Source organism: Stenotrophomonas sp. YJH_SMC_58, assembly GCF_059369635.1.
The window spans coordinates 56,594-79,745 of the sequence record NZ_JCAFSW010000013.1 but is presented as its reverse complement, the minus strand read 5'-3'; the positions used below and the strand labels follow the sequence as shown (position 1 = coordinate 79,745).

Genomic DNA, 23,152 nt, shown 5'->3' with positions numbered 1-23,152 from the left:
TGAGCTCAGTACACATGACAGGCGCCCGCCTCCCGCCCGTGTCTCCTGCCATGGGGCCGAGCCCACGCCCGGCTGCTGGCAATCCCGTTTGCCCCGTGAGCCGAGCATGGGCTCGGCTCTACAGAGATTCTTCCTGCGACACCCGGTCGCAGGCCATCGAGCGAAGCGCTTGACCAATGTCAAACCGCCCGCTCCCGTGCGGGCGTATCTCTACGCAGGACCCGAACACGCCGGCGTTACCGGCATCTACAAGGACCCTGCGATGAGCTACACCCCCGACAACACCCAGCTGCTGAACGCCATGCAGAACGTCATGGTGATCTCCACCACCGACCTGCAGGGCAACATCACCTATGCCAACGACCTGTTCTGCACGCTCACCGGCTTCGCCCGCGAGGAACTGATCGGCCAGCCGCACAGCATCGTGCGCCACCCGGATGTGCCCAAGGCGGTCTACAAGGACATGTGGGACACCATCAAGGCCGGCAAGACCTGGACCGGCATCGTGCCCAACCTTGGCAAAGGCGGCGTGCTCTACGTGGTCGACACCACCGTGCAGCCGCTGTTCGACGCCGATGGCAACATCACTTCGTACATCAGCATCCGCCGCGTGGTGAACGACCTGATGCAGAACTACGACCTGGTCGAGTTCAGCAAGGAAAAGTTCGACGACTTCTACGAGGCCGCGTGAACGCTCTCCCGACCAGTGCGCCCTTCAGCCGTCTGCTGGTGGGTTTCGCGTCCGAGTCGGGCAACGCCCGCGCCCTGGCCCAGCGCCTGGGCGCGGAGCTGCAGCCGCATGGGCCGCAGGTGCTCCCGTTCAACGACATCGACGTAGCCAGTCTCGGCCAAGGCGATGTGCTGCTGGCGATCTCCAGTTCCTTCGGTGACGGTGAGCCGCCAGCCAACGGCGGGCAGTTCTTCGAAACGCTGCGCCAGATCCCGACGCTGAGCGGCCTGCGCTATGCAGTGTTCGGCCTCGGTGATACCGGCTACCCGAGCTTCTGCGGCTTCACCAAGGCGCTGGATGCCGCGCTGTGCGAGCGCCAGGCGCAGCCACTGCTGCGCCGCGTGGATGCCGACCTGACCTACGAGCAGTTCTTCCAGCAATGGCAGCCGGTGCTTGGCCAGGTGCTGAACGGCAACCTGAGCGCTGGCCAGGATCTGTACCTGCAGGTCACCGCCTATGGCGAAGACAACGCCTTTTCCGCCCGCATCCTCGAACGCCGCCGCTTGAACAGCAGCGACCCGGCCGCGTGGCACCTGCAACTGGACATTGCCGGCAGTGGCATGGCCTATCGCGCGGGCGACACCCTGCACGTAGTACCCGAGAACGACCCTGCCTTGCTGCAGGCATTGGCTACCTGGTACGGAGACACCGCCGCCGTGGCCGCCCTGCACGACCGCGAGCTGCGCCTGCTGAGCAAGGGCGTGCTGCGCGAACTGGCCAGGCTCGGCGGTAGCGAGGTATTGAAGGGCCTGTTGAAGGTCAGCCAGAAGCGCGAGCTGGACGCCTACCTGCACGGCCTGGACCTGCTGGACGTGCTGCAGGACCACGCCACGCCGGACAGCGTGCCGCTGGCCCGACTGCGCGAACTGCTTTCACCGCGGCTGCCGCGCGCCTATTCGATCGCCTCGCACCCGTGCGACGACCAGCTGAGCCTGTGCGTGCGCGAAGTACGCTACACCCTGCGCGGCCGCGAGCGCTTCGGCACCGCCACCGGCAGCCTGCTGCATGGCGGCGACCACGCCCGTGTGTACAGCCGCGCCAACCCTGGCTTCCACCTGCCCGATACCGGCCAGGCACCGCTGCTGCTGGTCGGCACCGGCACCGGCATCGCACCGCTGATGGGCCTGATGCAGGAGCTGCAGGCCAACGGCTGCGAACGCGAGGTGCACCTGGTGTTTGGCGAGAAGCACCGCCAGCACGACTACCTGTACCGCGACCAGCTGCAGGACTGGCACACGCGAGGCGTGCTGGCCGGCCTGCATACCGCGTTCTCGCGCGATGGCGCTGAAAAGATCTATGTGCAGCATGTGCTGCAGCAGCGCGCCAGCGAAGTGCGCGACGTGCTGGCCCGCGGCGGGCATCTTTACCTGTGCGGCAACAAGCGCCATCTGGAAGGCGCGGTGCGCGAGGCCATCGATGCCATTGGTGGCGAAGGGCGCTGGGATGCGCTGCGCAGTGAAGGCCGCACGCACTGTGAGTTGTATTGATCCCTCCCATTGGACCGCACGAATCCTGGACCGGTAGAGCCGGCCGCTGGCCGGCTGCCCAGTATCCCTTGGTTCCCGGCCAGCGGCCGGCACTACCAGAACATGTAGCCAATCATCGCCTGTGCATCACGGTAGAGCCGGCCGCTGACCGGCATTACCAGAATATGTAGCCAACCATCGCCCGTGCATCACGGTAGAGCCGGCCGCTGGCCGGCTGCCCAGTATTCCTTGGTTGCCGGCCAGCGGCCGGCACTACCATCAGATGTGACCAACCATCGCCGGTGCGTCCATCACGGGTCAACCGCCGACAATGCGACCATCCACCATGCGCGCCACCTGCTGACCGAACATGGCCACGTCCTGTGGATCGTGGCTGATCAACAGCAACGGGATGCCGGTCCGGTCCAGCACCGTTTCCAGCTCCTGGCGCAGATGCTGGCGCAGGTCATGGTCCAGTGCGGAGAACGGCTCATCCAGCAGCAGCGCCTGCGGCTGCGTCACCAGGGCGCGCGCCAATGCAGTGCGCTGGCGCTGGCCACCGGAGACCTGCGAGGGCAGCAGATCGCCCACCGTGTCGATGCGGAATGCGTGCAGCCACTGCTCCACCGCATCGAAACGCTGGCCGACCCGCGGATTCAGCCATCCCTTCTGCAGCCCGAACGCCACGTTCTGGCGCACGCTCAGGTGCGGGAACAACGCGTAATCCTGGAACACGTAGCCCAGCCGGCGGCGCTGCGGCGGCAGATCCACAGCGGTGGCCGCGTCGAACAGGGTCCGCCCCTGCACGCGCACATGGCCCTGGTCCGGCCGCAGCAGCCCGGCCACCGCCTTCAGGGTCAGACTCTTGCCGGCGCCTGAAGGCCCGAACAGTACCACCTGCCGCTGCGTGCACTGCAGCGATACGTCCAACACGAAATCCTGGCCGGCCGCCTGCAGGCGGCGCTGCACCTGCAGGTCAAGCCACATCGCGCAGCTCCCGGCGACGCCCGCCCACCAGCCGCGCTGCCAGCAACAGGATCACGATGCACACCACCGAAGTCAGGATCACCAGCGCATTGGCCTTGCCATCCTGACCGGCCTGCACCGCCTCGTAGATGGCGATCGACAGCGTCTGCGTCCGGCCCGGAATGCTGCCGGCCACCATCAGCGTCGCGCCGAATTCACCCATCGCGCGCGCAAACGCCAGCAACAGGCCGGCCAGGATGCCACGCCATGCCAGCGGCAGTGTGACGCGGAAGAACACCGCTGCTTCGGACACACCCAGCGTGCGTGCAGCCTGTTCCAACTGCCCGTCCACTTCCTCGAACGCCGCGCGTGCCGGCTTGAACACCAGCGGCAGCGAAGCCACCGCCGCGGCGATCACCGCGGCCTGCCAGGTGAACACCAGGTTGATGCCGAACCACGACTGCAGCCACGCGCCGATCGGGCCGTTACGGCCGATCAGCACCAGCAGGTAATAGCCCAGCACCGTCGGTGGCAGCACCATCGGCAGGGTCAGCAGCGAATCCAGCAGCTCGCGGCCGGGAAAGCGCCGCCGCGCCAGCAGCGCGCCCAGTGCCACGCCCAGCACCAGATTGATCGCGGTGGCCCAGCCGGCCACCTTCAGCGACAACCCCAGTGCGCTCCAGTCCAGATCCATGCGTCAGGGCTTGCCGAACCCGTGCTTGGCCAGGATCGCCTGGCCCGGCGCCGAACGCACGAAGGCGGTGAAGCGCCTGGCTTCGGCCGACTGCGCGCTGGCCCTGGTCACCGCCAGCGGATAAGCAATGCGCCCCGCCACCGGAACCGCGAAGGCGCGGCGCACCCGGTCGGGCATCGCCTGTGCATCTGTGGCATAGACGAAGCCCGCATCCACTTCACCGCGCGCCACGTAATCCAGCGACTGGCGCACGTTCTGCGTCGTGATGATCCTGCCCTGCACCGACGGCCACAGGCCCGCCGCTTCCAGCGCGCCCTTGGCATAGCGGCCGACCGGCACGCTGTCCGGGTTGCCCAGCGCAACGCGCCGCACACCGGCACCAGCCAGGTCCTTCAAGGTGCGCGGCGCGGCCTTGGCCTGCGGTGGCACCACCACCCACAGCGCGTTCACCGCGAACACCTCGCGGGTACCGGCCGCCAGCAGGTCCTGCTGCTGGGCCTGGTCCATCGTGGTTTCATCGGCCGACGCGAACACATCCACCGGTGCGCCACGGCTGATCTGCTGCAGCAGCACGCCGGATGCGGCGAAGTTGAAATCGACCCTGACACCCGGGTGCGCCCTCTCATACGCCGCGCCCAGCTCGCGGAAGCTCTCGGTCAGGCTCGAAGCCGCCGACACCGTCAGGTCGGCCGCCCAGGCCGGTACTGCAGCCAGCATTCCCAGCACCAACAGCCCCGCTCGCATCATGGGTCGGCCCCTCGCTTGCCTGATCAGTCCAGTCCGGATTCCCGAGCCACGGCCAACGCCGCCAGCCGTTCGGGTTGCAGCAACAGCATCTCACGTTGGTTCACCGCAATCACACCCTCGTCGCTCAAGCGGCGCAGTACCCGGCTCACTGTCTCCGGCGCCATCCGCAGGTAGTTGGCAATCTCGGTACGGGCCATGCTCAGGTTGAAACGGGTGGCGGAGAATCCGCGCCGGGCATAGCGCTCGGAAAGATCCAGCAGGAACGCCGCCATGCGCTCCTCGGTGCGATGGTTGGCAGCCAGCGTGGCCACCTTGCCGATCTCGGCACTGAGCAGGCTGAACAGCCGCGCCTGCAACCCCGGCATGCGGGTGGCCAGCAGGCTCAATCGCGGGAACGAGATCCGGCACAGGTAGACGGTGTCCAGCGCCACGGCGTTGCAGGGAAAGCGCGCACCATGGATGGCATTGAGCCCGATCACCTCGCCCGGCAGGCTGAAACCCAGCACCTGCTCGTTGCCCTGGCTGTCATCGACAAAGGTCTTGACCATGCCCGCGCGGACCGCTGCGATCGAGTCGAACGGATCGCCCGCACGGAAAAGATAGTCGCCGGCCTGGAACGGGCCGACGTGGTCGACCAGCACATGCAGTTCGCCCAGCGCGGTCTTGTCGTAGCCCTGCGACATGCAGGCATCGGAGAACGCGCAGGTGCTGCAGAAGTGCAGCGCGTCTCCGTCGTCGGCCGCTGCCGGATTGGGCGTGGCCGGTCGGGACGCGGGCGGAGCGGAGGGGTTCAGGGGCATTGCAGCGACGCAGTAACGAAGGCCCTCATCATACGACAGCGCACCACCCGGCCCTGTGCAACCTGCGCCTACTCGGGCGCAGGTTCAGAACGCCGCTGCAGGCCACGCTGCCGCATGCTGTCGCGCACGTCCACGTCGAACTGCAGCTGCAGCATGCTGTCGTCATCCAACGCGATACCGAAGCCCAGGCCATCGCGGCAGGGCAGCCTCCCCGCCAGCGACTCGACGGCCTGGCGCGGCAGTACCAACCGGCAGAATGTACCGCCATCGAGCAGCACGGCCTGGTCGCCGGCATGCAGCGACAGCGCCACGCCCCAGCCACCGCTGCCACCAAAGCGCGTCAGGTTCTCCACCGATTCACCGGCCAGCAATCGTGCCAGTTCTTCTTCATCCACGCGCAGGCGCATCGATTGCTGTTGCAGCTGGACCTTCATGCTGTGATGGACTCCCATTCCGACGGGGTATTGCAGTTGAGCAGCAACGCCTGATCCTCCGGCGCCAGTGGCAACCGTGTCACGCCGAGGCGTTCCTGCAGGGCGCGCAGTGAACGGCGCGCCGTCGGGTCATCGATCAAAGCCTGCAGCACGCGGCGGCAATGATCATCGATCTGCAACCGCATCGGCAACGGTTCATCGTCGAATACCGTGCAGGCGCGCGCTTGATCGGCCTGCAGGCGCTGCAACAGCGCGGGTGTCACCCGCGGCGTATCGACCGGCACCACCCAGGCGGGGCCATCGGGCATCTGCATCGCCACACTGTAGAGGCCGCCCAGTGGGCCGCAGCGTGCGACCCGGTCCGGGATGCCACCAAGCGCCGGGTAGTCACCGCTCACCCACACCCGCCCGGCGCCCGCCTGCAGCAACAGCCCCCGCATGTGTTCCAGCAATGTGCGGCCCTGCCAGGGCAGCAGTGCCTTGTCGCGGCCCATGCGGGCGGACAGGCCACCGGCCAGCACGATGCCGTTGATGCTCATCGCAGTAGAGCCACGCCAGGCGTGGCTGCGCCGGCCGGATGCGCGGGAAAGGCCTCTCCCAGGCATGGCGTGGATCTACTGAATCCCGCGCCCTGAAGGGCGCGGTCAATGCCCGTGGTCATGCGTATGGCCATGGGAGTGCGAAGGTTCACTTTCCGCATGGCAAAGGCTGCAACCTTCGCTCCACTGGCTGTCGCCGTCCTCGTAATGCTCCTGCTTCCAGATCGGGCACTGGTGCTTGACCACCTCGATCAACTGCCGGCAGGCGCGGAACGCCTCGTCACGGTGCGGACTGCCGGCGGCCACCACCACCGCCACATCGCCGATGCCAAGCCGGCCCTTGGCATGGGCCACGTACAGCTTCAGCTTCGGACCGAACGTCGACTCGACCTCGGCGGCCAGCCGCTTGAATTCGTTCAGCACCAGTGGTTCAAACAGGTCGTAGGTGATCCCGGTCACCCGCCGGCCCACATTGACGTCGCGCACCTTGCCGATGAACACATCGATGCCGCCGAAGCCCGGATCGGAAACCGCCGCGATGCCCTCGGCCGGATCGATCGCCGCCTGCGCGCGGTCCACCACCTTCGCGATGATCATCTCGCTCATCGCTCAGCCCCCGCTCACCGGCGGCAGGATCGCCACCCGGCCATCGTCTGGCAGCGCGTCATGGTCGCGCAGCACACGTTGCTGGTCGGCGAATGCCGAATAGTCCAGCAGGCCGGCGCGGAAACCGGGCCAACGCAGCGGCAGCAGCTCGCGCAACGCCTGGCGCAGGTCGGCCACGGTGCCACCGGCCACGTCCACGGCAATCTCGCGGCTGGCATCCAGATCGGAAAACGCACCGAACAACTGCAGATTCACCTGTCTCATCATGACTCCTGGCTCGCCAGTTGCACCGGGTCCTGATGACCCCAGCCCTGCACGCGCACCGGCGTGCCGGCAGCGGCCACGCCGCCCTCGCCTTCCAGCACCACCCAGGCATTGGCCTGCAGCATGGACATCAAACGGAACGACTCCTGCCCGGCCAGCACGCGCGCACTCAGGCGGCCCTGCGCGTCCACTTCCACCCGGGCCCGCGCATGAAAGCGCAGGCCCGGCGGCGTGCGCACGTCGGCCTGCAGCGGCAACGTCAGCATCTGCTCGGGTGCCAGCCCCAGCAGGCGGCGCAGCACCGGCTCGACAAAGAAGCGCTGGCCCACGGCAGCGGAGACCGGGTTGCCCGGCAGGCCGAAATACAGCGCGCCATTGGGCAGCACCGCGAACAGCAACGGCTTGCCGGGGCGGATCGCCACCTTGTGGAACACGATGCGCGCCCCCCGGCCGCGCAGCGCGTCGGGAATGAAATCGTAGCGGCCGGCCGACACCGCGCCCGTGCTGATCAACAGCTGCGCACCCGCGTCCAGCGCTGCATCCAGCACCGCATTGAACGCGGCCACGTCATCGCCCACCGTGCCCTGCCAGACCACCCCGGCACCGGCGGCCTGCAGGCGGCCGACCAGGTACGGCCGGTTGCTGTCACGGATCTGACCGGATTCCAGCGCCTGCGCCGCCTCGGTCACCAGCTCCTTGCCGGTAGCAATCACCGCCGCCTTTGGCCGCGCCACCACCGCCACCTCGCCCACGCCGATGGCATGCAGCAGGGTGCGCGCGTTGATGTCCAGCACCTGCCCGGCCTGCAGCACGCGCTCGCCGTCGCTTACATCCTCGCCGCGCAGGCGCACGTTCTGGCCCGGCTTCACCAATGCCTTCAGGGCAATGCGGGTCGGGCGGCCATCCTCGCTGGCGAGGATCTCCACGTTCTCGACCGGTACCACCGTATCCAGCCCGGCCGGCATGCGCGCACCGGTCATGATTTCCCAGGCCCCCTCCCCGCCTTCGGCGCCAGCATCGCCGGCCGCCTGCCAGCCCTGCACCGCGAATTCGGTACCGGCCTCGAACGCCGTACCGTTGGCGCGCAGCGCGAAGCCGTCCATCGCCGAATTGTCGAACGGCGGCAGCGACTGCGCGCTGTGGATGTCGCTGGCCAGAGTGCGGCCGCCAGCCTCATGCAGCGGCAGGCGCTCGGCCGGCAGCGGCGAGGCCGCGACCAGCAGGTGCTGCAAGGCTTCGCTGTAGGGGATCATGCGTGGCCATCCCCCTCGACCATCGCCAGGGCGTGGCCCAGTACCGGCGCCAGGATGTCCAGGCACTGCGCCGCCGCCTTCGGGCTGCCCGGCAATGCGAACACCAGCATCTTGCCCAGCTGCACCACCTCGGCGCGGCTCAGCCAGGCCATCGGCGTGTGCTGCGCACTCAGCGCCCGCACCATCTGCGCCAGGCCATGCACCGGCCGCGCGTTCAAGGAACGCAGCGCCTCCGGGGTCAGGTCACGCGGGCCCAGCCCGGTACCGCCGGTACACAGACACAGGCGCACGCCGTCGGCGGCCAAGGCCCGTAGGCGGCCGGCCAACGGCTCGATGCCATCGGGCAACACTTCGGCGGCCACCACCTCTCCGCCCAGTGTGTTCAACCCGGTCACCAGGGTCGGGCCAGAGAGATCTTCATAGGTGCCGTCGCTGGCGCGGTCGCTCAGCGTGATCACCGCGCAGGCCGCGCCCTCCAGGCCCTTCGGCGCACGCGGCTTGAAACGCGCGCGCTCGGCCTCGTCCATGCCGTCCGGGTGCAGCCAGACACCGCGCTTGCCCCCCTCCTTGAACAGCAGGCGGATGCCTTCGATGCGCAACGCCGGCTCCACCGGCTTGCTCAGGTCGTACAGGGTCAGCAGCGCCGCGTTGACGCCAGCCAGCGCCTCCATCTCCACGCCGGTGCGCGCCTCGCTCGCGCACTCGCACCACACGCGGATCGCCTGCCGTTCCGGCACCGGCGCGCAGAACACCTGCACCAGCTCCAGCGGCAGCGGATGGCACAGCGGCATCAGCATCGACGCCATCTTGGCGCCCTGCAGGCCGGCAATCTCGGCCATCACCAGCGCATCGCCCTTGGGCAGGCGGCGCTCGACGATCAGCGGATAGGCCACCGGACCGGCATGCAACTCGCCCACCGCCACCGCACGGCGGCGGGTAATGCGCTTGTCGCGGACATCGGCCATGTGGAAGGCCGCATTCAATTCCCCACTCATCGTGTTGCTCATCCTCCGATGGAGGCCAGGTGCGGGGTCAGCCCGGTCTGGCCCTGGTGCAGTCCATGCCCGGCCGCTTTCAGGCCAAGCTGGGTGGTGATGCGTGCCAGCAGCGCGTCATGGTCATCGTCGCTCTGCAGCAGCGGGCGCAGCGGCACGCCGAACTCGCCGAACAGGCACAGCCGCAGGTCGCCCTTGGCGGTCACCCGCAGGCGGTTGCAGCCCTTGCAGAAGTCACGCGAATACGGGGCGATGATGCCGATGCTGCCGCGATGGTCGGGGTGACCGAACTCGCGCGCCGGGCCGGCGTCGGCCGCGCGCGGACGCTCTTGCCAGCCCGCGGCAAGCAGCTGCTCGACCACCACGTCGGCGCGCAGGTGGTGGCGCTGGAAATAGGCTTCGTTGTCGCCGGTGCGCATCAGTTCAATGAAGCGCACGCTGAAGGGGCGGTCACGCAGGTAGTCCATCCACCGCGGCAGCTCGTCGTCGTTCAGGCCACGCAGCAGCACCGCGTTGAGCTTGATCGCCGGCAGGCCCAACGCCTGCGCCAGCGCCAGGCCCTGCTGGATCTCCGGCAGGCGGTCGTGCCCGGTGATGGTCTTGAAGCGTTCGCGCTGCAGGCTGTCCATGCTCACGTTCAGCGCGGTCAGGCCGGCCCGGTGCCAGCCCGGCAGACGCCTCGGCAACAGCGTGCCATTGGTGGTGATGGCCACCTTGCGGATGCCCGGCACCGCCGCCACGGTGGCGATGATCTCGTCCAGATCCTTGCGCAGGCTGGGCTCGCCGCCGGTCAGGCGGATCTTGCTCATGCCCAACGCCGCGAAGGCCCGCACCAGGCGGCCGATCTCATCCACCTGCAGGAAACGCGGGCGGCCGTCGGCCTGGTAGCCGTCGGGCAGGCAGTAGCTGCACCGGAAGTTGCAGGCTTCGGTGAGCGACAAGCGCAGGTACGGAAAGCTGCGTCCGAAGCTGTCGGTGAGTTGGCTCATGGCTGTTCCGCCTCCTGGTACCACCCTGCAGCCCTGCCCCTGAACGGGTTGTCGACCCCAACCCGCAGAGTGCGCTGGGGAGTTGAAAGCGTCAACCCGGGACAGCCCGCAGCTGAATTGGCAACGCCTGTCGTGATAGGCCCTCCCGGCCCGTCCCGTTCGCCGTGACAACCTCGACACCTGTCGCAGATTGCGCGTTGCGGGCGGATCACTACGCCAGCCAGCACTGGCGGGACTTAACAGCGTAGGACAATGTCAAAAGCGTCTCCAATCGAGTGATGTTTGCAACTCTTCTGATTGGCATTGCACAGCGCCAGGGGCTCAGATGGCGTGCCACCGGAAAAGGGTGGCCGGGCTTCGAACACCCGAGTTGATGTTGATGTATGCGCTTGCCAGCCGGCGCCACCTTAGCGTGGCACCGACTGGCAATCCGTCTGCCGGCTATGGCGGGCGGTGCGTGGGGGCCTTCGGGCCCGCCGGACTGACATCAACCCGGTGTTCGAACCACGTACCGTCCGCCACTTTTATGGGTGGCGGCTACCGATTGCCCTGCACGGAGCCTTGCCATGAACGAATCGGACTTCCCGCATCTGCACGCCTACCGCAGCACCGCCGGCGACGACGGTTCGCCACAGGCTGCGCCAACAGTGGACAGGAACACCTTCATTGCCAATCTCCACCGCATCGGCTCCGGTGCGGCGGCTGATGGGCAGCCGTGGCCGGAGCGGCATCAGCTGCCCGGGCGCTGCCTGGCCCTGGCCGATGCCGATTGCGCGTTGAGCGGGTTGCGGGTGGTGCTGGAAATGCTGCTGGCGGCCGAACGCACCCGGCAGAACGGCGAACCCGAAGAGTACGTGGGCGACCGAGTGATGGAGGGGTTGGTCATGGCCTGCCAGTCGTTGTGCGCGCAGGCGGTGGGGCGCTTGCAGCCCGAAGGGTGAAGGCGATGCGCAACGCCCTTCAGCTTGGATCGCTTTCAGCAGGCGTCAGTGCTCGCTGAAAGCGCTCCTCAGATCGACGCCGATGATCGGCGAGAAGTCCACCTTGCACAGCTCCAGCTCGAAGAGCTGATCCTGATTGTCCAGGCACAAGGTGACCCTCACCGGCACGCCGTCGGCATCGGCAAGCATGGCCGTGGCAATGTCACTTCCGAAGACCTGAGTCGTGCTGGACAGGAACACCACGCCCCCGAATCCGACGACCTCCACGTCCTCCACCTGGGCGAGTGCCAGATCCTTCAACAACCGTTCGGACAGCTCGGTCGTCTCGGGCAGAAGCCTGTGGATGAGGGAGACCTCGTCCGGGGTGAGGAATCTGGGCACGGAATGTCCTTCAGGGCACTGCATTCGCCATCAGCAGATGCTCGATCCGCCATGTCCTGGCGTAGATCAGAATGACGCTTCCGGTCGAGCTGGTCTCGATACGGAAACACTTCAGACCGGACAGCGGATAGCCGACCGCCTTCCAACGATCAAGAAGATGAGCAAGTCCCGGCTCGTCATCGTCCACCATGGCGAACTCTATTCCCTCCTCCCCCAGTACGCCGAAGTTCATGAGCGCGGAGCAACCGTAGGCTTCCGGGAAGCAAACGATTGACTCCCGACCATCCGGCCAGCGCACCCGGACCTTTACCTCATCGCACACACCAGGATTGCTCCTGTCAATGTTGAAGGCCAGCAACGTGGCGTCACACCATTCAAGGGAGTTGAAATCTTGGTTCATCTACTGGAATCCGCCAGATGCATACGACGGAGGTGCGCCCCCGGTCGCCCCTTCCTCTCTCTCACCACTCCTGAAGCTCCCCAAGGTTGAGGTCCCGGGCATAGGACCGCCGACTACTGATCCGTACTTCCTTGGATGCGAACCTTCGACCGTCCCTGCATTCGACTGCGAATTGGTAGCTTCTGGGTTCCGGCCCTGCAACGACCATCATGGGGACCGAGAATGTGCTTCCAACCGGTTTCGACGAAACTACACCTTCGCCCTCCCCGAGCATGCTCAGCTCACAATCGAGAGCGCGAACGTCACCCTGACCTGGCGGCACGCTTCCCGAGACGCGCACGATCATATCGCCACCCGATGTTGCACAGCCGGCCAGAACCAGACCGGCAATGACAGCTGCGGCATACCTCACCTTCGCCCCTTCTTCGCATTGTTAATGCACCTGTTGAACGCACTGACGTTCGCATTCACCACGGTCAACAGTTGCCGGATGGTGTAGCTGGCGGTACCTGCCGAGGTGACCAGCGCGATGCGATTACCTATGACGTCATAATCTCAAGCTCCCTTGCAAAGAGGTGGTTGAGAAGGCCCGCTATTCCGGGGACCCGTCTGCAAAATGCCGCTTTCTCCTAAAGGCAACGAGAACGAAGGCTGTCGCAGCCAGGAAGGCACCAAACGCATCCCAGATTCGGCCCAGCCACAGCATCAAAGCGGAAATGGCCAGCCACATTACAGATAGTGCAAGAAACCATCCGCGCGTCAGCTTCATAGGGCTCAATACACAGTTTGAGTTCCAACCATAGCGCAGACGATAGCCAATGCAACCTAATAGATTGCCGGCATCCCTTCCTCCAAATGCTGCAACGCCGGCGACAATGGGCAAAAGCAGCGTCAGATCCGACGCACCAGATGCCGGCAAGGTCAGCCGCGTTGATAGGCGGGCGGAACAACCCGCAGCACAGGCGCAGCGACCTCATGCACCATGACTTCCTACACAGGGATTAGGTGTTATACCTCACTACATTACCAGCACGACCTGTCGCGAGGTCGGCAGGCTGTGGCACTCCGCTGCAGACCTGGCCCATCGGAAGGGCTGGCACGCGTCACGGCCCAAGGGAATGGCAATGAAAAGCAGCCGAGTGACGTTGTGGGCGCTGGCTGCCATGATGGCCGCAGTGGGCACCGCGCACGCAGGGGAAATCCAGGTGGATCGAGGCGCTTACACACTGCAGGCCAAAGAGATGGGGGCCGGCCCGATCACCGTGGTCTTTGAATCCGGTTTCGGGCAGGGCGCGGGGGCCTGGAAGGAGGTGGTTGCCGGTCTGGGGCGCGACTACCACAGCATCACCTACGCCCGTGCGGGACTCGGCAAGTCCGGCAGCGACGGTCACCCCAAGCGCATCGATGCGCATCTGGCCGACCTCACGGCCGTGATCGATACGCTCGCCCCCGGTCGCCGCGTTGTGCTGGTGGGTCACTCCTATGGCGGCCTGCTGGCCACGGAGTTTGCACGCCGCCATCCGGAGCGCCTGCAGGGCCTGGTGCTGGTGGACCCGGCCACGATGGGTCAGCGCCATGCGTTCAAGCAGGCCGACAGTGCCCGCGTGCAGGCAGATGATGCCCAGCTGCGGGCGATGCTGCCGCCAGCCATGGCCGCCGACTACGCCGTGCTGACCGAACAGCTGGATGCACCCGGTGCGGAAACCCCGCGCACGATGCCGGACGTGCCGGTAGCGCTGCTGACTGCAACGCAGCTGGCTGCCGAACCGCTGTTCTTCGAGGAAACCGCAGCGGGCAAGGCGCTCTGGAAGGCGCAGCACGCCCTGCTCTTCTCGGGGTTCACGCGCGGCTCGCACCGCTACCTGGCAACCGGCCACACCCTCCAGCGCGAGGATCCCGCTGCGGTGGTGGCCGCGATTCAATCAGTCTCCGGCACCTTGAAGTAGCCGTTCCAGGCAACGGCCTCCCCCGTTGTTCCCGGCTACTGCCCACGCAGGCGCACCGCAAAGTACCGCGCCGGGGAAAGGCCAAGCGCTTTCTTGAACATCGTGATGAAGGCCGTCACCGACTCATAGCCCAGCGTCTCGGAAACGCGTTGTACCGGTGCACCGGCGGCGAGTTCACGAATGGCGATGAGCAGGTGCAGCTGCTGCCGCCAGCGCCCGAAGGACAATCCCGTTTCCCGTTCGATGAGGCGGGTCAACGTGCGCTCGCCCAGGGCCAGGCGCACGGCCCACTGGCCGATGGTGCTGCGGTCTGCCGGATCCGCCGACAGCGCCGCCGCCAGCGCACGCACCTTCGGGTGATGGCTGACCGGCAGCGACAGATGCTCGGCCGGCATCTGTACCAGCTCGTCCAGCAACACCCGCGCCAGCCGGTCGGTGTGGCTGCCATGCGGATAGTCCAGCGGCGCGTCGGCCAGGTGCAGGATCATCTCGCGCAGCATCGGCGAGATGGCCAGCGTCACGCACTGCGCCGGCAGGTCGACGATGCCGGGCTCGACGAACAGGTAGCACAGGCGCGCGTTGGCGGTGGCGCGGTTGCTGTGCGGCATGCCGCCCGGAATCCAGACGCCACACTGGGGCGGCACGATCCACAGCGCATTGGCCACTTCGCAGGTCACCGCCCCATGCAGCGCAAGAATGAGCTGACCCTTTCGATGCTCATGCACCGGAATTTCCGCGTCGTGCTCGGCCACCTGCAGGCGGCTGGCAACCGCCGGGCGATCGGTCTCGTCCGGGTCCAGGTCAAAGCCGGGGAGCGAAATGCGAGCCATTCTCACATTGACCGGTTTTAGTGATTGATTGTCATTGTAGCGAAATTCGCCAGTGCGGCCGGTCACTAGCATGAGCTGCATGCACTCCCCCACCCCGCTCCGCCCCCACCTGCTCCAGGCATTTGCCCGGTTTAAAAGCCCTGCCCTCAGGACCGACCAGGAGGCGGTGCTGTTCTCGCTCAAATGCCTGCTCGCCGCGTCGCTGGGGCTGTATGTCTCTCTGCGGATCGGCCTGAACCGCCCGTTCTGGGTGGTCGGCACGGTCTATCTGGTGTCGCAGCCCCTTTCCGGGGCAACACTCAGCCGCGGCCTGTTCCGCCTGCTCGGTACCGTGGGCGGGGCCGTCGCCACCGTCGCGCTGGTGCCACGTTTCGCCAATGCACCCTTGGTGCTGAGCGCCGCACTCGCCACGTGGATGGCGCTGTGCCTGTACCTGGCGATGCTCGACCGCACGCCACGTGCGTACGCGTTCCTGCTGGCCGGCTATACCACCAGCCTGATCGGGTTTCCTGCGGTGATGGTGCCGGGAGAGGTGTTCACCATCGCCATCACGCGGGTGCAGGAAATCGCCATCGGCATCCTGGCCGCCACGCTGGTACATGGGCTGGTGCTGCCGCGCCGGGTCTCGATACGCGTGCACGCACGGGTTGCTGCCGTGCTGGACGATGCGGAACGATGGACACGCGACATGCGCGCCAGTGCATCGGACACGGTGCTGGCGACGGACCGCTCGAAAGTGGCCGCCGACCTGCTCGAGCTGCATGTGCTGTCGATCCACCTGCCCTTCGACAGCGCCCACGGCGTCGCCCAGGTGCAGATCCTGCGTGCCCTGCATGACCGGATGCTGGACGTACTGATGCTGTCCAGCGCGGTGGAAGATTCCATCGCCCGGCTGCGCTCACCACAGGCCAGCGCGATGGATGCAACAGACTGGCGCGATCTGCTGCGGGCCGGCCTGGTCGCGCAACAGGCCGAGATCGACCTTGCCCACGCCGATTGCCGCGTACTGCAGGCGGAGCTGCACACTGCCCGCCCCGACTGGCGCCTGCATGTGCCTGACCGTCTTGCGCGGAATGTGCAGGGCGCAGTGATTCACCGGGATCACAGGAACGCCGCGCGCAGCGCGCTGGGCGCGTTCGTCGGCATCCTGCTGAGCTGCGTGCTGTGGATCATCACGGGCTGGTCGGACGGCGCCACGGCGGTGTCCATCATCGGCACGGCGTGCGTGCTGTTCGGCACGATCGAAGCGCCGGCACCGCATGTCATGCGCTACCTGGTGGGATCGTGCATCGGCGTTGCCGTCGGCCTGCTCTACGGTCTGCTGATCTTCCCCGCGCTGTCCGATTTCGTCGGCCTGATGGCCGCGCTGGCGCCTGCGCTGCTGCTATGCGGATCGTTCCTGGCCCGGCCGCCCTTCATCATGGCTGCGCTGGGCGTGGTGCTGACGTTTCCGCTCATCGCCGGCCTGGGCGCGACCAATTCGACCAACATCGTCGGCGCACTCAACAACAGCGTTGCGTTGTTCGTCGGTACGGCAATGGCACTGTGCAGCATGCAGTTGTTCCAGACCGCCGATGCGGGCCGCAACCGCACGCGGTTGGAGGGTTCCATCCGTCGGGATATCGCACGACACGCCGCCGGACAAGGTGATGTGACCCGCGCGTGGCTTAGCCGAATGCTGGATCGAATCGGGCTGCTCGCTCCCAGGTTGCAGGGCCGTTCCAGCGCCGCGCACGACCTGCGGGCGTTGTTTGCGGACGTTCGTGCGGCATGTGCATCCAGCCAACTCCGCGCGCTGGAAAAGCGGCTGCACAACCCGCAGGTTCGGGCGCTTCATGCTGCGCTGGTCGAACGCATCGCTGCACATTTCGGGGTTCGCGCCCACACGGCACGCAGTGTCGACATCCATCTTCTGGAACTGCTGGACCGCATGCGCGAGGCAGCTGCGGCCAGCACCGGGGCTGATCGTGAGCATCTGTCGCACCTGCTCAGCGGGTTGCGCCGCGACCTGCTGGCATCCCCGCTTAACCATCGGCACTGACCACATGCTCTCTGATCTTTCCATTGATGGCGTGCTCATTCCCGGCCTGCTCGCCGTGGCCGCCGCCGCGCTGGCGCTGTCGATGCTGACCTCACGCCTGCTCGCCAGCCTCGGCCTGTACCGGTTGTTCGCCGCGCGGCCCTTGGTGGGCCTGTCCCTGTTCGTGACCCTGGTGGAGCTGATGATCCGGCTCTCGCCCCTGCTCGAGAAATGAAATGAAACACCTGCTTGCCGTCATCGGGCGCTGGAGCGCTACGCTGGTTGTATTCGCGATTGCTGTCGTCGCCGCACTGTCCATCTGGAAGCGTTACGAAATGCGCCCGTGGACGCGGGATGGGCGGGTGCGCGCCGATGTGGTGCGCGTTGCATCGGACATGGGGGGGCTGGTCACCCAGGTGCTGGTGCACGACAACCAGCGGGTCAGCGCCGGACAGCTGCTGCTGGTGCTGGATCAACCGCGCTTCACTGCCGCGCTTGAGAAGGCCGATGCAGCGGTCAGCAGCGCTCGCGCCACGCTGGCGCTGGCCCGCCGCGAATCGACACGGGACAACGCACTTGGCAACCTGGTCGCCTCGGAAACACGCGAACGCAATGCCGCCAAGGTCGATACCGAACTGGCCGCCCTGGCCCAGGCACGAGCCGAACAGCGCGTCGCCCAGCTCAACGTGCAACGCACCGAGGTGCGCGCAACCACCGACGGCATCGTCACCAACCTGGACCTGCACGCGGGCGACTACCTGCAACCCGGTGCGCAGGCACTGGCGCTGATCGACACCCACAGCCTGCGTATCGAAGGCTACTTCGAGGAAACCAAACTGACCTGCATCACCGAGGGCGATGCCGCCGTGGCCCGGCTGATGGGCGACACCCGCGATGTCCGCGGACACGTTGACAGCATCGCCGCCGGCATTGCCGACGATCAGCGCTCAAGCACGCACAACCTGCTGCCCGCCGTGGCGCCGACCTATACCTGGGTGAGGCTGGCACAGCGCATCCCGGTACGCATCCGTATCGATGATGCGCCGCCGGATACGCGCCTGATCGTAGGTCGCACCGCAAATGTGACCATCACGCCCTCGGCAGCGGGAGCCTGCAAGTGAGCGTGCGGACAGTACGTTGTGGGTTGTTTGCCCTGCTGCTGCCGATGACGGCCTGCGTGTCCGGCCCCGACTATCACCTGCCGGCGAGCGCTGTCGCAGCCTCCCCACGAGCGGCGCGGGCGTTCGTCTCGGGCCAGGACGCATCGTTCAGCCACGACGCGCCACCGGATCGGTGGTGGCGACTGTATGGCGACCCTCAGCTTGACGCCTACGTACGCGATGCTCTGGCGGCCAATACCGACCTGCGCGCCGCCGATGCCAACCTCCGGCGCGCCAGCGCGACCGTGCTGGAGTACCGCGCGCGCGGTGCCGTGCAAGGGGACGTGGATGCATCGGGCACGCTCGTCCATGCCGGTGGCTACACCCAGGCGTCGGCCGCGCCGCAGTCGTACGCGCTGGGCCTCCACCTCTCCTATCCGCTGGATCTCGCAGGTGGCATCCGCCGCGGCATCGAAGCCGCCAACGCGGACACGGAGGCGATTGCTGCGGCACGCGACCAGGTCCGCGTGGTCGTCGCTGCGGCCGTCACCCGTGCCTATCTCCAGGTGTGCACAAGCAATCACACGCTCACTGCAACCCGGCAAGTGCTGGCAATACAGCGCGCCACGCTGGAGGCAACCCGACGGCTGGCTGCCGGCGGGCGCGGAACGGACTTCGATGTCAGCCGTGCCGGTGCCGCCGTCAATCGCAGCGCGGCGGCGATACCGCACCTGCTGGCGGAACGGCAGGCCTCACTGTTCGAACTGGCCGCACTGATGGGCAAAGTCCCGGCAGACTATCCCAGGGAAGCAGAAGGGTGCCCACAGCCCCCTGAGCTGCAGCAAGCATTGCCGATCGGTGACGGCTGGCAGCTGCTCCAGCGGCGCCCTGACGTACGCGCAGCCGAACGCAGCCTGGCCGCCGCGACTGCAATGATCGGTCTCGAGACGGCGGCTCTCTATCCGCAGATCACCCTGGGCGCCTCTTCGGGCGTGGCCGGCACACCGGCGCATCTGCTGTCTGCCGACGGCTTCGGTGCGAGCATCGGCCCCATACTGTCATGGCACTGGCCCAACCGCCGCGTAGCCAAGGCCCGCATCGCGGCGGCCGGTGCCAATGCGGAGACCGCTCTCGCTTCCTTTGACGGCATCGTGCTGCAGGCACTGCGCCAGACCGAGACCGCGCTTTCTGCCTGCACGCAGGAGCTTGAACGCGAGCGCAGCCTGGCGCACGCGCGTCGGGACGCAGCCCGGGCCACCGAACAGGCACAGCAGCTCTACCGCTTCGGCAGGATCGATTTTCTCGACGTGCTTTCGGCCCAGGCCAAGCTGGCAGATGCGGAGTCCGCGTTGGCCGCCTCGCGCGCGGAGCGCATTGACCGGCAGATGGATCTTTTCCTGTCGTTGGGCGGAGGCTGGGCCGCAACGGATTCGGCCCCGGGCGCGGTCCAATGACCCGCTGCCTGGCGACGACTTCAGGCCCCGCCGTCTGTTCAGGAAATTACCGCCTACACCCGCATTCATTCACATGGATTGCCCTATATTCCCGCCACAGCGCCGCATGCTGCGGCCATGACGGAGGCATCCCCATGAAGACCACACGTTTGCTTGCCATCGCATTGAGCGCAGCCACCGCGTTGGCCGCGGTCCCCGCCTTCGCCGATCCGCCGCACCACGCCCGAGGCAACGGCCCGCCGCCGCACGCAGGCGGCCCGCACCACCGCGATGCGCCGCCGCCGGGCTGGCAGAAGAAGGCCTGGCGACGTGGCGAGCGCCTGCCGTGGGCCGAAGTGGACCGCCGCTACTGGGTAGACGATTACGCGCGCTATGACCTGCGCGAGCCGGGCCGCGACCGACGCTGGGTGCGCCAGTCCGATAACGAGTACCTGCTGGTGGAGATCGCCACCGGCTTGATTGTTGACGCGCTGCATCGTTGAATGCGGAGCGCGCCGGGGCCCTGTAGCCGTGGCCCTGGCGCGCTCCCACCACACTGCGGCCGACATGAATGATGCGAACCACCGGATTCCAGAGCGCGTTTCTCATTGTTGGCCTCATCGCAGGCCAGCCGGCCCACGCTAGCCAGCAACCATCAGCGGCGGATGTAAAAGCGATCGAACAGGTGGTCGAAGCGTTCCGCACCTCGCTGATCAACAAGGACAAGCCGACCTACATGGGCCTGTTCTTCTCGGACAAACCAGAAGACATCGGCTGGCAGTTCGTTTCCGAGGACGCGCGCCTGCAGGACATCCGCAAGGCCAAGCCCGATGCAATCAAGGCGCGGCAGATTCCTGCAAACAACTTCATCGCGCTGATCGACGGGGCGGTGGCCTCGCCGAAGCCGAAGGAAGAGAAGTTCTCCAACACGAAGATCGAGACGGATGGTGATGTGGCTTCGGTCTCGTTTGACTACAGCTTCCACGACGATGGGGTGAAGACCAACTGGGGCAAGGAGATGTGGCAGTTGATCCGCACCGAACAAGGCTGGAAGATCTTCTCGGTGATCTACTCGGTCCGCGATTCACGCAGCCCGGCCGATTGAACGTCGCTTGACGGGGCCGAACCCAGGCCGCGATCCATTCAGCAAGGGCATTGGCATTCGGCCAGCGATCGGGCAGAGTTCAGCCACGCGCAAGGACGCATGCCATGACCCGCCTGCTGATCATCGAAGACAACCCCGAGCTGGTTGCCAACCTGTATGCCTTCTTTGAACCGCTGGGTTACGTACTGGACGACGCCCGCGACGGCGCCAGCGGACTGCGCCGGGCCACGCAGCACGACTACGACGCCATCCTGCTGGACCTGATGCTGCCGCGGCTGGACGGCATGACGCTGTGCCAGAAGCTGCGCCAGGAGTTCCAGAACCCGGTGCCGATCCTGATGCTGACCGCGCGCGATCCGGTCGAAGACCGCGTGCAGGGCCTGGCCCTGGGCGCGGATGACTACCTGGTCAAACCGTTCTCGCTGACGGAACTGGATGCGCGGATCAAGGCCCTCGTACGACGGGCGCAGGGTCGCCAGGTCCAGAGCGTGCTGGCGTGGAAGGACCTGCAGGTGGACACGCGCTCGCCACAAGCCTGGCGGCAAGGCCGCTGCATTGCGCTGACGCCCACGTCGCACAAGCTGCTGATGTGCCTGGTGCGTGCGGCGCCGGCCGTGGTGCGCAAGCAGGAGATGGAATACCTGGTCTGGGGCGACGAGCCACCGGACAGCGGTGCGCTGCGAACCCACATCCATGAGCTGCGCCTGCAGGTGGACCGCAGCTTCGACACCGCGCTGATCACCACGGTGCACAGCGTCGGCTGGCGCATGCAGGCGTGACCCCTGCCTCCCTCTACCGCCGCCTGAGCCTGCGTACCCGCATCACGATCTCGTTCGTGCTGTTGATGGCCGGTGCCATGGGCTTCATCGTACTGGCCGAACAGGTGGACTACGACCAGGTCCGGGCCGCTGTCGTCGCGCGGACCCAGGACAATGAAGTACGCCGCCTGCAGGACGAACTCGCCCGTGGTCGGCGTCCCGACCTGCCCTCCGGCAGCGCACTGTTCGATGCCCAGGACGTGCCTGTCGTGCTGCGCCAATATGGCCCGGGATATCACGGCGAAGCAGCACCCAACGAGTGGCACCTGCGCGTCTTCGACAGTGCCGGCCAACGTTACTACCTGCTGCAGGACGCAGCCCCCTATGGCTATCTGGAATACCTGATCAATGCCTTTGCGGCACTGGTCATTTCGATCTGCGTGCTTGGCGCCTTCCTGATCGGTCGCAAGGTAGCGACCCACGTCATCGCACCCATCACACGATTGGCCGATGCGGTGCAGGACGGCCAGAAGCCCTTTCCCTATCAGGACGCGCGCGACGAGATTGGTGTACTCGCCCGCGCCTTCGCCCGGCACAGCGACGAGCTCGAACGGTTCCTGCATCGCGAACAGTGCTTCAGTGGCGATGCCAGCCACGAGCTGCGCACGCCGCTGGCCATCATCGGTGGTGCTGCCGAGACGCTGGCCTGCCAGCTTCCGGCCGACAGCCACCTGGTTCCCAGTGCCGAGCGCATCCTGCGCACCACCCAGGAGATGCAGCGCCAGCTGACCTGCCTGCTGCTGCTCTCTCGCGCCCCCAGCACCGTGCCACGCAACGAGGTGGCCCTGCGTGCGCTGGTTGAATGCTGCATGGAGCGGTGCCAGCCCTGGCTTTCCGGCAAGCCGGTGATCGTTGCGTTTGATGCCCTGCATGACACCGTGCTGCACACCAACGCGGATCTTGCGCACAGCGTGATCTGGAACCTTCTGCGCAACGCCTGCCAGTACACCGAAAGCGGCGAAGTCCGGATCTCCCTTCACGACGCCGCACTCGTCGTCGCCGACACGGGGCCCGGCCTGCCCTCCAGTATCGATCCACAGCTGTTCCAGCGCTTCGTACCCGCTAGCGTGCACAGCGGCGAGGGGCTGGGGTTGTCGATCGTGCAGCGCATCGTCGAGCACCTGGGTTGGAGGATGACGGTGCATTCATCGCAGCAGGGATGCCGGTTCAGCCTGGAGTGGCCCCTCTGACGATTTCCTGACGCACGCGCGCACATGCTGGGAATTGCTCACTTCACGGCGGAAAACCGCATGCAGCACCCCAAGGACAGCGGCAAGTACCCGCACGGGAAGACCGGCCTGAGCCGCATCTTCCACACCCTCATCCATTCGCGCGATGGATTCGTCGCCACCTTCCGCGGCGAGGCAGCCTTTCGTCAACTGCTGCTTCTGCACGCGCTGTTGATCATTGCAGCGTTCGTACTGGACATCAGCGCGGTCGAGCGCGCGATAGTGCTGGCGGTCTGCTTCATCAGCCTGCTGGTGGAACTGCTCAACTCGGCGATCGAAGCGGTGGTTGATCGCATCTCCCTGGAACAGCATCCCCTGTCAAAGAACGCCAAGGATATGGGCAGCGCCGCGCAGACCACCGCACTGTTGATGGTGGGCGCGGTGTGGGGCGTGATCCTGCTGGGCTAGTCCGCCCAACCTGACAACTTCCTGATAAAGCGGTTTCGATACTGCGCGCACTCCCGCT

At 66.5% G+C, this 23,152-nt stretch carries 27 protein-coding genes; 13 read left to right on the top strand and 14 right to left on the bottom strand.

Annotated features, from left to right (window positions below; translation table 11 throughout):
- Positions 1 to 262: 262 nt before the first annotated feature.
- Positions 263 to 691 carry a PAS domain-containing protein gene (locus AC5P68_RS16110; protein WP_049403401.1) on the top strand — a complete coding sequence of 143 codons (429 nt, stop codon included), beginning with the start codon at positions 263 to 265 and terminating at the stop codon, positions 689 to 691.
- Entirely contained in the window at positions 688 to 2,217 is a 1,530-nt protein-coding gene (locus tag AC5P68_RS16105; protein ID WP_231522991.1) for a diflavin oxidoreductase, read from the top strand. The genes AC5P68_RS16110 and AC5P68_RS16105 overlap by 4 nt, the downstream gene beginning before the upstream one ends.
- Before the next feature lie 297 nt (positions 2,218 to 2,514).
- On the opposite strand, the gene AC5P68_RS16100 is transcribed toward AC5P68_RS16105, so the two are convergent.
- From AC5P68_RS16100 to moaA, 11 genes are all read right to left on the bottom strand, one after another.
- Positions 2,515 to 3,183 (bottom strand): sulfate/molybdate ABC transporter ATP-binding protein, encoded by a 669-nt coding sequence (locus tag AC5P68_RS16100; RefSeq protein ID WP_049403403.1) that lies wholly within the window; start codon positions 3,181 to 3,183, stop codon positions 2,515 to 2,517.
- Complete coding sequence (modB, locus tag AC5P68_RS16095) at positions 3,173 to 3,856, bottom strand: molybdate ABC transporter permease subunit (RefSeq protein ID WP_005409908.1); 684 nt, start codon at positions 3,854 to 3,856, stop codon at positions 3,173 to 3,175. Before modB ends, AC5P68_RS16100 begins: the two co-directional genes overlap by 11 nt.
- Before the next feature lie 3 nt (positions 3,857 to 3,859).
- Positions 3,860 to 4,603 (bottom strand): molybdate ABC transporter substrate-binding protein, encoded by a 744-nt coding sequence (gene modA / locus AC5P68_RS16090; protein WP_288419908.1) that lies wholly within the window; start codon positions 4,601 to 4,603, stop codon positions 3,860 to 3,862.
- A gap of 23 nt (positions 4,604 to 4,626) precedes the next feature.
- Positions 4,627 to 5,403, bottom strand: a complete 777-nt coding sequence (locus AC5P68_RS16085) for a helix-turn-helix domain-containing protein (protein WP_005409910.1) — start codon at positions 5,401 to 5,403, stop codon at positions 4,627 to 4,629.
- Between the two features lie 68 nt (positions 5,404 to 5,471).
- Positions 5,472 to 5,837, bottom strand: a complete 366-nt coding sequence (locus AC5P68_RS16080; protein ID WP_231522989.1) for a hypothetical protein — start codon at positions 5,835 to 5,837, stop codon at positions 5,472 to 5,474.
- Complete coding sequence (gene mobA / locus AC5P68_RS16075; RefSeq protein WP_231522988.1) at positions 5,834 to 6,376, bottom strand: molybdenum cofactor guanylyltransferase; 543 nt, start codon at positions 6,374 to 6,376, stop codon at positions 5,834 to 5,836. The genes AC5P68_RS16080 and mobA overlap by 4 nt, the downstream gene beginning before the upstream one ends.
- Positions 6,377 to 6,481: 105 nt before the next feature.
- Entirely contained in the window at positions 6,482 to 6,982 is a 501-nt protein-coding gene (locus tag AC5P68_RS16070) for a molybdenum cofactor biosynthesis protein MoaE (RefSeq protein ID WP_111687368.1), read from the bottom strand.
- Positions 6,983 to 6,985: 3 nt separating this feature from the next.
- Entirely contained in the window at positions 6,986 to 7,246 is a 261-nt protein-coding gene (locus tag AC5P68_RS16065; protein WP_123958652.1) for a MoaD/ThiS family protein, read from the bottom strand.
- Complete coding sequence (locus AC5P68_RS16060; RefSeq protein WP_231522987.1) at positions 7,246 to 8,499, bottom strand: molybdopterin molybdotransferase MoeA; 1,254 nt, start codon at positions 8,497 to 8,499, stop codon at positions 7,246 to 7,248. Before AC5P68_RS16060 ends, AC5P68_RS16065 begins: the two co-directional genes overlap by 1 nt.
- Positions 8,496 to 9,494, bottom strand: coding sequence for a bifunctional molybdenum cofactor biosynthesis protein MoaC/MoaB (gene moaCB, locus AC5P68_RS16055; RefSeq protein ID WP_049452505.1), 999 nt, complete (start codon positions 9,492 to 9,494; stop codon positions 8,496 to 8,498). Before moaCB ends, AC5P68_RS16060 begins: the two co-directional genes overlap by 4 nt.
- Before the next feature lie 8 nt (positions 9,495 to 9,502).
- Positions 9,503 to 10,483 (bottom strand): GTP 3',8-cyclase MoaA, encoded by a 981-nt coding sequence (moaA, locus tag AC5P68_RS16050; RefSeq protein ID WP_231522986.1) that lies wholly within the window; start codon positions 10,481 to 10,483, stop codon positions 9,503 to 9,505.
- A 566-nt stretch (positions 10,484 to 11,049) separates the two neighbouring features.
- On the opposite strand from moaA, the gene AC5P68_RS16045 reads away from it, so the two are divergent.
- Positions 11,050 to 11,424: a hypothetical protein gene (locus AC5P68_RS16045; RefSeq protein ID WP_044570359.1), complete on the top strand. Its 375-nt coding sequence runs from the start codon at positions 11,050 to 11,052 to the stop codon at positions 11,422 to 11,424.
- Between the two features lie 45 nt (positions 11,425 to 11,469).
- On the opposite strand, the gene AC5P68_RS16040 is transcribed toward AC5P68_RS16045, so the two are convergent.
- Both AC5P68_RS16040 and AC5P68_RS16035 read right to left on the bottom strand, forming a co-directional pair.
- Positions 11,470 to 11,805 carry a DUF6984 family protein gene (locus AC5P68_RS16040; protein WP_231522985.1) on the bottom strand — a complete coding sequence of 112 codons (336 nt, stop codon included), beginning with the start codon at positions 11,803 to 11,805 and terminating at the stop codon, positions 11,470 to 11,472.
- A 10-nt stretch (positions 11,806 to 11,815) separates the two neighbouring features.
- Positions 11,816 to 12,205 carry a hypothetical protein gene (locus AC5P68_RS16035; RefSeq protein ID WP_495217112.1) on the bottom strand — a complete coding sequence of 130 codons (390 nt, stop codon included), beginning with the start codon at positions 12,203 to 12,205 and terminating at the stop codon, positions 11,816 to 11,818.
- Between the two features lie 1,124 nt (positions 12,206 to 13,329).
- Between AC5P68_RS16035 and AC5P68_RS16030 the strand changes: the two genes are divergently transcribed.
- The gene (locus AC5P68_RS16030; RefSeq protein ID WP_231522983.1) at positions 13,330 to 14,151 is read left to right on the top strand and encodes an alpha/beta fold hydrolase; all 822 of its coding nucleotides are present in this window, start codon (positions 13,330 to 13,332) and stop codon (positions 14,149 to 14,151) included.
- A gap of 35 nt (positions 14,152 to 14,186) precedes the next feature.
- Here AC5P68_RS16030 and AC5P68_RS16025 read toward each other — a convergent pair whose 3' ends face one another.
- Positions 14,187 to 14,981: an AraC family transcriptional regulator gene (locus AC5P68_RS16025; protein ID WP_014647399.1), complete on the bottom strand. Its 795-nt coding sequence runs from the start codon at positions 14,979 to 14,981 to the stop codon at positions 14,187 to 14,189.
- Positions 14,982 to 15,147: 166 nt separating this feature from the next.
- On the opposite strand from AC5P68_RS16025, the gene AC5P68_RS16020 reads away from it, so the two are divergent.
- The 9 genes from AC5P68_RS16020 to AC5P68_RS15980 all read left to right on the top strand — a co-directional run bounded on the left by AC5P68_RS16020 (position 15,148) and on the right by AC5P68_RS15980 (position 23,094).
- Complete coding sequence (locus AC5P68_RS16020; protein WP_288418517.1) at positions 15,148 to 17,022, top strand: FUSC family protein; 1,875 nt, start codon at positions 15,148 to 15,150, stop codon at positions 17,020 to 17,022.
- Positions 17,023 to 17,026: 4 nt separating this feature from the next.
- Positions 17,027 to 17,236, top strand: coding sequence for a DUF1656 domain-containing protein (locus AC5P68_RS16015; RefSeq protein WP_049403417.1), 210 nt, complete (start codon positions 17,027 to 17,029; stop codon positions 17,234 to 17,236).
- Between the two features lies 1 nt (position 17,237).
- Complete coding sequence (locus AC5P68_RS16010) at positions 17,238 to 18,122, top strand: HlyD family secretion protein (RefSeq protein WP_049403418.1); 885 nt, start codon at positions 17,238 to 17,240, stop codon at positions 18,120 to 18,122.
- The gene (locus tag AC5P68_RS16005; RefSeq protein ID WP_288418525.1) at positions 18,119 to 19,555 is read left to right on the top strand and encodes an efflux transporter outer membrane subunit; all 1,437 of its coding nucleotides are present in this window, start codon (positions 18,119 to 18,121) and stop codon (positions 19,553 to 19,555) included. Before AC5P68_RS16010 ends, AC5P68_RS16005 begins: the two co-directional genes overlap by 4 nt.
- A gap of 134 nt (positions 19,556 to 19,689) precedes the next feature.
- Positions 19,690 to 20,037, top strand: coding sequence for an RcnB family protein (locus tag AC5P68_RS16000; protein ID WP_049432801.1), 348 nt, complete (start codon positions 19,690 to 19,692; stop codon positions 20,035 to 20,037).
- Positions 20,038 to 20,105: 68 nt separating this feature from the next.
- Complete coding sequence (locus AC5P68_RS15995; protein ID WP_414497965.1) at positions 20,106 to 20,639, top strand: Cif family virulence factor; 534 nt, start codon at positions 20,106 to 20,108, stop codon at positions 20,637 to 20,639.
- A 104-nt stretch (positions 20,640 to 20,743) separates the two neighbouring features.
- Positions 20,744 to 21,418: a response regulator transcription factor gene (locus AC5P68_RS15990; protein WP_032962486.1), complete on the top strand. Its 675-nt coding sequence runs from the start codon at positions 20,744 to 20,746 to the stop codon at positions 21,416 to 21,418.
- Positions 21,415 to 22,647 carry a sensor histidine kinase gene (locus AC5P68_RS15985; protein WP_288418526.1) on the top strand — a complete coding sequence of 411 codons (1,233 nt, stop codon included), beginning with the start codon at positions 21,415 to 21,417 and terminating at the stop codon, positions 22,645 to 22,647. The genes AC5P68_RS15990 and AC5P68_RS15985 overlap by 4 nt, the downstream gene beginning before the upstream one ends.
- 60 nt (positions 22,648 to 22,707) lie before the next feature.
- Positions 22,708 to 23,094, top strand: coding sequence for a diacylglycerol kinase (locus AC5P68_RS15980; protein ID WP_005409934.1), 387 nt, complete (start codon positions 22,708 to 22,710; stop codon positions 23,092 to 23,094).
- Positions 23,095 to 23,152: the final 58 nt, after the last annotated feature.

Excerpts from the sequence above, each read along its gene's own strand:
- AC5P68_RS16110 (WP_049403401.1), top strand. The coding sequence starts at position 263 with ATGAGCTACACCCCCGACAACACCCAGCTGCTGAACGCCATGCAGAAC.
- AC5P68_RS16100 (WP_049403403.1), bottom strand. The coding sequence starts at position 3,183 with ATGTGGCTTGACCTGCAGGTGCAGCGCCGCCTGCAGGCGGCCGGCCAG.
- modB (WP_005409908.1), bottom strand. The coding sequence starts at position 3,856 with ATGGATCTGGACTGGAGCGCACTGGGGTTGTCGCTGAAGGTGGCCGGC.
- modA (WP_288419908.1), bottom strand. The coding sequence starts at position 4,603 with ATGATGCGAGCGGGGCTGTTGGTGCTGGGAATGCTGGCTGCAGTACCG.
- AC5P68_RS16085 (WP_005409910.1), bottom strand. The coding sequence starts at position 5,403 with ATGCCCCTGAACCCCTCCGCTCCGCCCGCGTCCCGACCGGCCACGCCC.
- AC5P68_RS16080 (WP_231522989.1), bottom strand. The coding sequence starts at position 5,837 with ATGAAGGTCCAGCTGCAACAGCAATCGATGCGCCTGCGCGTGGATGAA.
- mobA (WP_231522988.1), bottom strand. The coding sequence starts at position 6,376 with ATGAGCATCAACGGCATCGTGCTGGCCGGTGGCCTGTCCGCCCGCATG.
- AC5P68_RS16070 (WP_111687368.1), bottom strand. The coding sequence starts at position 6,982 with ATGAGCGAGATGATCATCGCGAAGGTGGTGGACCGCGCGCAGGCGGCG.
- AC5P68_RS16065 (WP_123958652.1), bottom strand. The coding sequence starts at position 7,246 with ATGAGACAGGTGAATCTGCAGTTGTTCGGTGCGTTTTCCGATCTGGAT.
- AC5P68_RS16060 (WP_231522987.1), bottom strand. The coding sequence starts at position 8,499 with ATGATCCCCTACAGCGAAGCCTTGCAGCACCTGCTGGTCGCGGCCTCG.
- moaCB (WP_049452505.1), bottom strand. The coding sequence starts at position 9,494 with ATGAGTGGGGAATTGAATGCGGCCTTCCACATGGCCGATGTCCGCGAC.
- moaA (WP_231522986.1), bottom strand. The coding sequence starts at position 10,483 with ATGAGCCAACTCACCGACAGCTTCGGACGCAGCTTTCCGTACCTGCGC.
- AC5P68_RS16045 (WP_044570359.1), top strand. The coding sequence starts at position 11,050 with ATGAACGAATCGGACTTCCCGCATCTGCACGCCTACCGCAGCACCGCC.
- AC5P68_RS16035 (WP_495217112.1), bottom strand. The coding sequence starts at position 12,205 with ATGAACCAAGATTTCAACTCCCTTGAATGGTGTGACGCCACGTTGCTG.
- AC5P68_RS16030 (WP_231522983.1), top strand. The coding sequence starts at position 13,330 with ATGAAAAGCAGCCGAGTGACGTTGTGGGCGCTGGCTGCCATGATGGCC.
- AC5P68_RS16025 (WP_014647399.1), bottom strand. The coding sequence starts at position 14,981 with ATGGCTCGCATTTCGCTCCCCGGCTTTGACCTGGACCCGGACGAGACC.
- AC5P68_RS16015 (WP_049403417.1), top strand. The coding sequence starts at position 17,027 with ATGCTCTCTGATCTTTCCATTGATGGCGTGCTCATTCCCGGCCTGCTC.
- AC5P68_RS16010 (WP_049403418.1), top strand. The coding sequence starts at position 17,238 with ATGAAACACCTGCTTGCCGTCATCGGGCGCTGGAGCGCTACGCTGGTT.
- AC5P68_RS16000 (WP_049432801.1), top strand. The coding sequence starts at position 19,690 with ATGAAGACCACACGTTTGCTTGCCATCGCATTGAGCGCAGCCACCGCG.
- AC5P68_RS15995 (WP_414497965.1), top strand. The coding sequence starts at position 20,106 with ATGATGCGAACCACCGGATTCCAGAGCGCGTTTCTCATTGTTGGCCTC.
- AC5P68_RS15990 (WP_032962486.1), top strand. The coding sequence starts at position 20,744 with ATGACCCGCCTGCTGATCATCGAAGACAACCCCGAGCTGGTTGCCAAC.
- AC5P68_RS15980 (WP_005409934.1), top strand. The coding sequence starts at position 22,708 with ATGCAGCACCCCAAGGACAGCGGCAAGTACCCGCACGGGAAGACCGGC.